This window comes from Candidatus Nitrospira neuquenensis (assembly GCF_979578155.1).
Window position 1 is genome coordinate 58,600 of the sequence record NZ_CEFZDU010000012.1, and the last position, 6,237, is coordinate 64,836.

Consider the following 6,237-nt stretch of genomic DNA (forward strand, 5'->3'; position numbering starts at 1 on the left):
CGGTCATGGCCGTGCCTCTCGATCCCGTTCCGTCACATCAGCCCGGGGGCTCGCTCCGGACCAGGCCGGCGCCGCCCGCCCCTTGCGGCAGGGCGTCGTCGCGCGGCTCGGCGGCCGGCCTTGATCGCCCCTTCCGCCCAGGCGATAAGCTGCTCCGAATCCTCGACGATGTCAATCGGGACCTCATAGTAGGTCCTGATCGTCTGCCGCGCGTTGGGTCGGAAGGGTGTCATACCCCGCTTCAGATAGCCGGCGCGAGTGGACTCGTCGGTCTTGAAGTACAGGCGGCCCTTGTGGAGGATGCCGAAGAAGGCGTCGCGCCGGTAGAGCCCATGCCCGCCGAACATGGCCCGGCAGACCACGCCGCGGAGCCCGCCCAACTCCAACTGGTCCAGGACGAAGCGCTGAAACGAGTCGGCCTTCACAGGCGGTCACTCTACCACGGTGGGCGGCGGGCGCCCTTGCACGGCGGGCGCACGGGGCGATAGAGTCGGAGGCCTTGGGAAGGCGGAAGGATCAGACGAGGAGGGACGGCGCCATGGCGGACAAGAAGATCATCGCGGTCGTGGGGGCGACGGGCGCGCAGGGGGGCGGGCTGGTGCGGGCCATCCTGGCCGACCGGGTCGGCGGGTTTACCGCCCGGGCGTTGACGCGCAAGCCCGACTCGGACAAGGCCAAGGCGCTGGCCGGGCTGGGCGCGGAGGTCGTCGCCGCCGACCTGGACGACGCGGGCAGCCTGAAGCGCGCCTTCGCCGGGGCCGCCGGCGCCTTCTGTCTCACGAACTTCTGGGAGCATTGCTCGCCGGAGAAGGAGCTGGCCCAGGCCCGGGCCATGGCGGAGGCGGCGAAGGCGGCGGGTCTGCGCCACGTCGTCTGGTCCACACTGGAGGACACCCGCCGCTGGGTGCCGCTCAGCGACCCCCGGATGCCGACCCTCATGGGCCGGTACAAGGTGCCGCACTTCGACGCCAAGGGCGAGGCAGACCGGTTCTTCACCGAGCTCGCGGTACCCACCACGTTCCTGCTGACGTCGTTCTACTGGGACAACTTCATCTTCTTCGGCGCGGGCCCGAAGCCGGGCCCCGACGGCAAGCTGGCGATCACGTTTCCGATGGGCGACAAGAAGTTGCCCGGCATCGCCGTCGAGGACATCGGCAAGTGCGCCCTCGGCATCTTCAAGGAGGGCGGGGCCATGGTCGGCCGCACGGTCGGGGTCGCCGGCGAGCACCTCACCGGGGCCGAGATGGCGGCCAAGCTCACGAGGGCGCTGGGGCGGGAGGTGCGCTACCACGACGTGACGCCCGAAGCCTACCGGAGCTTCGGGTTCCCCGGTGCGGAGGATCTCGGCAACATGTTCCAGTTCAAGCGCGACTTCCAGGAGGCCTTCTGCGGCGCGCGGGACCCGGCGGTCGCCCGGCGCCTCAACCCCGCGCTTCAGACGTTCGACGACTGGCTCGCCCGGAACGGCCACCGCATCCCGCTCGACTGACTCACAGCGGGACGGTCCGGTAGCCCGGCGCGGCGAGCGTCCGGGCCGCGAGGTCCCAGTCGAGAAGGAAGACGGCGGACCGGTCCGATCGCAGGGACAGGAGCCGCGCGCCGTCCCGGGCGACGACGCTCTCGGCCGCGGTGAAGTCGAGCGTCCGGTCCGGCCCGGTGCGGTTGCAGACGAAGAGCGGCGCCCCCGTGTCGCCCGTGCAGCGCTCCCACTCGCCGTTCGGACCGTGGTGCCCCGGCGCCCAGGCGGCGGCGGACACCAGCAGGCGGACGCCCCGGGCCTTCAGGCTGCGGCAGTGCTCGGGGGAATAGGCGTCGGCACAGATCAAGAGGCCGACCGCGCCGACGGGCGGCACGACGACCGCGGTCATCTCTTCGCCCGGCGTGGACCAGGATTCCGAGCCGACCCGCAGCGTGTTGACCTTCCGGTGCCGGCCCCCCAGCGACCCGTCCGGCGTGATCACAAAGAGACTGTTGTAGAGGCGTCCGGAGCGGGGATCCCGCTCCGGGTGGGAAAGGAACAGGGTCAGACACCGGCGCGCCGCGAGCCGGCAGAGCCCCTGCACCCACCCATCGGGCTGGGGAAGGATCCAGCCGGTTCCGATCCGGTCGGCGAAGGTGTAGCCGCAGACGCCCAGCTCCGGCGTGAGGACCCAGGCCGCGCCCCGATCGGCGGCCGCCGCGATGCCCCGCTCGATCAGCCGCCGGTTGTGCGCGAGGGCGCCCGGCTTCGGGGCGAGGTGGAGCAGGGCGACGCGCAGGGGGCGGCTCGACATGGGTATCCGGCCTAGCGCAGGGAGTCCAGGTCGATCACGAATCGGTAGCGGACGTCGCCGCGCAGCACGCGCTCGTAGGCCTCGTTTACCTCCTGGATGGGAATGACCTCGACGTCGGCCGCTACGTGGTGCTCGGCGCAGAACTCGAGCATCTCCTGCGTCTCGCGGATCCCGCCGATGAGCGAGCCCACCAGCCGCCGCCGGCGCATCACGAGGCTGAACCCCGACAGCGGAAGCGGCTTGTCCGGCGCGCCGACCAGGATCATCGTCCCGTCCGTCTTGAGGCACTCCAGGGAGGCACTCAGGTCGTGGGGGGCGGACACCGTGTTCAGGATGAAGTCGAACCGCCGGGCGAGTGGCGCGAGCGCCGCCGGGCCGTCCGCCACGACAAACTCCGAAGCGCCGAGGCGCGAGGCCTCGCGCCGCTTCTTCTCGCTGTGGCTCAGCACGGTCACCTCGGCGCCGAGTGCCGCCCCGAGCTTCACCGCCATGTGTCCCAACCCGCCGAGCCCCATCACCGCGAGCCTATGGCCCCTGCCGACGCGCCAGTGCCGGAGCGGCGAATAGGTGGTGATCCCCGCGCAGAGCAGGGGCGCGGCGCGGTCCGGGGGGAGGCCCGGCGGGATGCGCAGGACGTACCGCTCGTCCACGACGATCTGGGTCGAGTAGCCTCCGTAGGTGGGGGTGCGCCCGTCCTTCTCCGTGCCGTTGTAGGTGAAAGCCAGGTGGCCGAGGCAGTACTGCTCCTCCCCCTCCTTGCACGGGACGCACTCGCGGCAGGAGTCCACGATACAGCCGACGCCGACCAGGTCGCCCGTCCGGAAGCGGGTCACCGCCGGGCCGGTCTCCGCCACCGTGCCGACGATCTCGTGGCCGGGCACCATCGGGAAGACGGCGCCGCCCCACTCGTCCCTGGCCTGGTGGATGTCGGAGTGGCAGATCCCGCAGTACCGGATCGTGATGAGCACGTCCTGCGGGCCCGGTTCCCGCCGGGAGAAGGTGAAGGGCACGAGCTTGGCGCCGGCGCTCATGGCGGCGTAGGCGTTCGTCTCTCGCATGGGGCCTCCGCGCTCCGATGGGTCGAGGTTGCTATTGTGGCGGGGACGGGCGGAATAGGCAAGGGCCCTGGAGGAGCGGCGGGGGCGCGGCGTCAGACCACGCGGAACGGACAGGCCGGGGCGGTCAGGATGTCGGCGCCGTCCTTCCAGTCGGGGCGGCTCACCGTGACCTCGTAGTCACCCGGGCGGCTCAGGTCGAAGAATTCGTGCAGGGGGTAGGGAAAGGCATAGGACCGGCGCGGGGGGATGGACACGAGCTTGCGGCTGGCCATGTCGCGCAGGGCCTTGGATTCCCGCAGGTCGCGGCCCCGCTCGGTCAGGGGGACCGGCTGCTGGTCGGGCCGCGTGACCGCGACGAAGTAGTCGAGGTAGGGCCGCCGCTCCGCCAGCTCGATCGTGCCCTGGTCCGAGACGTTCTCGATCAGGATCCGGACCTCGACGGGGTAGGTCCTGGTGAACACCGAGGTCTCGACGACGCAGGCCATCCGGAGCCCCTTCACCGTTCGTCCCCACATCCTCCGACCTCCCGGTTGTCTCCCGTCGCGAGCCTCGCCGGTCCGGCGCTCAACACTTCTGCCAGCCCCGCCTGATGATGTCAACGGCGTTGGGCGAGGTCACGGGCCACCGAAGCGTCCAGGTCGCCGGGCCGTTGTCGCCGTGGTCGGTGGGCGCGGAGGTGAGCGTCCAGTTGAACCCTGGCCCCTCCGAGCAGTCGGCCGACGCGGGGTTCGTGGCCTCCGCCGTCCCCTTCCACCACCATTCGATCTTGGCGACCGGCAGCCGGAAGCCCAGCCATCCCAGCAGGCCCGCCGGCTTCCACATGAGGAACATGCGGAAGCGGTCGTCCGCCTTGTACATCTCGCAGGGGTTCAGCGCGCCGCCGGGACTGTCGTTGGTCGTGACCGTGTGCGGCCCCACGCCGGCTACGGCGAACTCATCGTAGGGATCCGTCGTGTCCAGCACGCGCTTGCCGTTGCTGGAGATGCACTCCTTCGGACTGGTCGTCGCCGTGCCGGGCACGCGCTCCCGGTGGAACACGCAGTCCTGGACGAACTGCAACTTGCCGGCGCAGGCGGGCCCGGGCAGGGTCACCGTCGCCGTGAACTCGATGCCGGGGGGCGGAAAGGGGCCGAAGTTCAGCCAGCAATCACTCCCCTGCGCATGCACCAGGACCCTCGTCCGCACGGCGGTGAACGAAACCAAGCGAGGATAGCAGAAAAGGCGTTCGAGCATCCTGCGGATCAGCTTGAGGATCAGCGGCCCCAGGATGATCGCGAGGATGATGAGGACCACCAGGATGATCGCGATCCAGAGCAGGATGTCCCAGATGTCGATCGGCGAGGGTTGGGGCGGCGGGATGGGGAAGGGAATCGGCGGCGGGGGATTGGGGTTGGTCGTCGGCACGGGGACGGGCATGGCGAAGCCCGGGCCGGCGGCGACGGGTCGGAGCCAGGCTCCCAGGAGGGCGAGAAGCATCGCGAGACGACGACGGACGGTACGCACGAGGTCACCCCTCCGCTCACCCTCGATTCGAGTCCCTTGACCGGCCCGCCAGCAGGGCCTCTACTGTCGGCGCCATGGCCTCGGCCAGGAGCCGGTGGCCCTCGTCGCCGACGTGCACCGAATCCAGGTACAGCGCCTCCGACGGCGGCGCGGGCGTGAGGTCGTGGAGGGGGAGGCGGTCCTCCTCGCGCCGCGCGGCCGCCAGGATCGCGGCATAGGCCGCGGTCTCGATCCGGTCCTGATCGTCCGCCGGCGCGAATCCCGCCAGCCGGCGCGTGGCGCTCCGCGCCGGCTGCAGGAACGCGACACAGGGCAGGTGGGCCTGGGCGCAGCGCGTCAGGATCGCGGAGACGTTGTCCCGATAGACCGAGGCCACGCTCTCCGAGTAGAAGGCCAAGCGGCGCGGGTCCTCGGCGATCTCCCGCCGGTGGGCGGCCAGGACGGTCTGGAGCATGCCGGTGGCGAGCGCCCGGACGAGCCGGCTGTGCACGGCGGCCCGCTTGATCAGAACCGGCGCGAGCGACTCGTCTCCCTTGTAGGCCAGGCCCTGGTCGAAGGGATCGCCGGGCCTGACGCCGTACATGGCCGGCAAGGCCGCGTCGTTGTAGCCGTCCAGCAGGATCACCGCGTCCGGCCGCCGCGGGAGGACCGCCAGGTCCAGCACGAGCCGCTCCTGGGCCGACACATAGCCCGGCATGGCGGCGGGGATCACGCGGACCGGCCGTCCCAGCCGCGCCGCGAGCGCCCGCTCAAGCTGCACGAACCAGCGCCGCTCGGGTGAGGAGGCGCCCATGCCGTAGGCGACGGAGCCTCCCAGCGCGAAGACCCGCAGCGGGCCGTCGGCCGAGGAGGGCGGTGCGGCGAGGGGCCGCCGGTCCTGGAAGAGGAAATCCCATCGCTCAGCGAGGGCGGTCACCGGCTTCGTGAAATCGTAGAGGTAGGCCAGCGGGGTCTCGCGATAGCCGTAGGTCTCCGGTCGCTCGATCTCCGCCCAGGGGTCGTCCGGGGTCGGGAAGGAGCGGCCGTTCATCAAGTACGGATGGTGGCGGCGTACCGGCTCGACCGCCGGCACGGTCGGCCAGAGCCGGGCGGCCGCTTCGCCCAGGATCAGGGCTGCGCCGAGGAGGAAGAGGCCGGCCGCCACGCGCGTGACCATCGGCTCCCGAAAAGGTGGTAGGGCGGCCGCGCCCGGTCGGAGTCCGGCGGATCGGCGCGGCGTGGAGCGTTCACGCCCGGTTCCCGTGGGGGTGGCTTCTACCTCAACGCGGGGGGGCGGGCAAGATGCCGGATGAGGAAACCCTGCAAAGAGATGGCGTGACTAGAGGCTAGCCCTGATCCGAAGGTACTTGATGGTACCTACAGCAACTCTAGCGGGTCCTGTCGTGGCGATCACCCCCGTCGTC

General features: G+C 71.0%; 7 protein-coding genes. 1 reads left to right on the forward strand and 6 read right to left on the reverse strand.

Features of this window, described 5'->3' with window-relative positions; all coding sequences use genetic code 11:
• Positions 1-32 precede the first annotated feature (32 nt).
• On the reverse strand, positions 33-425 hold the full coding sequence (locus AC1U7O_RS07010) for a TfoX/Sxy family protein (protein ID WP_479893996.1): 393 nt from the start codon (positions 423-425) through the stop codon (positions 33-35).
• Positions 426-538: 113 nt separating this feature from the next.
• On the opposite strand from AC1U7O_RS07010, the gene AC1U7O_RS07015 reads away from it, so the two are divergent.
• A complete protein-coding gene (locus tag AC1U7O_RS07015) occupies positions 539-1,489 on the forward strand; it encodes an NmrA/HSCARG family protein (protein ID WP_479893997.1) in 951 nt (316 codons plus the stop codon).
• A gap of 1 nt (position 1,490) precedes the next feature.
• Here AC1U7O_RS07015 and AC1U7O_RS07020 read toward each other — a convergent pair whose 3' ends face one another.
• From AC1U7O_RS07020 to AC1U7O_RS07040, 5 genes are all read right to left on the reverse strand, one after another.
• The gene (locus tag AC1U7O_RS07020) at positions 1,491-2,273 is read right to left on the reverse strand and encodes a carbon-nitrogen hydrolase family protein (protein ID WP_479893998.1); all 783 of its coding nucleotides are present in this window, start codon (positions 2,271-2,273) and stop codon (positions 1,491-1,493) included.
• 11 nt (positions 2,274-2,284) lie between these two features.
• Positions 2,285-3,331, reverse strand: a complete 1,047-nt coding sequence (locus AC1U7O_RS07025; protein ID WP_479893999.1) for an NAD(P)-dependent alcohol dehydrogenase — start codon at positions 3,329-3,331, stop codon at positions 2,285-2,287.
• Between the two features lie 92 nt (positions 3,332-3,423).
• A complete protein-coding gene (locus AC1U7O_RS07030) occupies positions 3,424-3,846 on the reverse strand; it encodes a hypothetical protein (protein WP_479894000.1) in 423 nt (140 codons plus the stop codon).
• Between the two features lie 49 nt (positions 3,847-3,895).
• Positions 3,896-4,834, reverse strand: a complete 939-nt coding sequence (locus AC1U7O_RS07035; RefSeq protein WP_479894001.1) for a hypothetical protein — start codon at positions 4,832-4,834, stop codon at positions 3,896-3,898.
• Between the two features lie 16 nt (positions 4,835-4,850).
• Positions 4,851-5,990 (reverse strand): SGNH/GDSL hydrolase family protein, encoded by a 1,140-nt coding sequence (locus AC1U7O_RS07040; RefSeq protein ID WP_479894002.1) that lies wholly within the window; start codon positions 5,988-5,990, stop codon positions 4,851-4,853.
• Between the last annotated feature and the right edge of the window lie 247 nt (positions 5,991-6,237).